A 690-nucleotide genomic window follows, 5' to 3' on the forward strand; every position below is an offset into this window, starting at 1 on the left:
ATGTCGAATATCCAGTTTTGAAAGAATAAGATAAAAGTTTTTTAAAAAGCTTGTAATACCGTGCAGAATTGGTATAATAAAACTTGTCTTTCAAAATAAATTAGTCTGGTAATGATGGCAAAGAGGCCACACCCGTTCCCATCCCGAACACGGAAGTTAAGCTCTTTTGCGCCGATGGTAGTTGGGGGTTTCCCCCTGTGAGAGTAGGACGTTGCCAGGCTGATCCATATTATTCCGAAGTAGCTCAGTGGTAGAGCACCGCACTGTTAATGCGATGGTCGTAGGTTCGAGTCCTACCTTCGGAGCCATTCTTTTGGAGAGCTGTCCGAGTGGCCGAAGGAGCATGATTGGAAATCATGTAGGCGGGCAACCGTCTCAAGGGTTCGAATCCCTTGCTCTCCGCCAGATATAAATCTCCAAATAAACAATGGCCCCTTGGTCAAGCGGTTAAGACACCGCCCTTTCACGGCGGTAACACGGGTTCGAATCCCGTAGGGGTCACCATTACATTTTTTCCTGGAGGATTAGCTCAGCTGGGAGAGCATCTGCCTTACAAGCAGAGGGTCGGCGGTTCGATCCCGTCATCCTCCACCATTTTTCGGAAATACATAAGATAATCGTAAAGTAAGCTATGTTCCTATATAATAGAAGAAACTCGTTTTTCTTTCATTATGAATTTCCAAAAAGAAC

General features: G+C 45.2%; 4 tRNA genes and 1 rRNA gene. All 5 read left to right on the forward strand.

Features of this window, described 5'->3' with window-relative positions:
- Positions 1 to 104 precede the first annotated feature (104 nt).
- The 5 genes from rrf (at position 105) to QMA09_RS17120 (ending at position 594) form a co-directional block, all read left to right on the forward strand.
- Positions 105 to 220 (forward strand): 5S ribosomal RNA (gene rrf, locus QMA09_RS17100).
- Positions 221 to 233: 13 nt separating this feature from the next.
- Positions 234 to 308: transfer RNA gene (locus QMA09_RS17105), tRNA-Asn, on the forward strand.
- Positions 309 to 315: 7 nt separating this feature from the next.
- Positions 316 to 405, forward strand: a tRNA-Ser gene (locus QMA09_RS17110).
- Between the two features lie 24 nt (positions 406 to 429).
- A tRNA-Glu gene (locus QMA09_RS17115) sits at positions 430 to 504 on the forward strand.
- Between the two features lie 14 nt (positions 505 to 518).
- Positions 519 to 594: transfer RNA gene (locus QMA09_RS17120), tRNA-Val, on the forward strand.
- The last annotated feature ends 96 nt before the right edge of the window (positions 595 to 690 follow it).

It is taken from the genome of Planococcus sp. APC 3906 (assembly GCF_030407685.1).
In the GTDB taxonomy this organism is placed as follows: domain Bacteria; phylum Bacillota; class Bacilli; order Bacillales_A; family Planococcaceae; genus Planococcus; species Planococcus koreensis.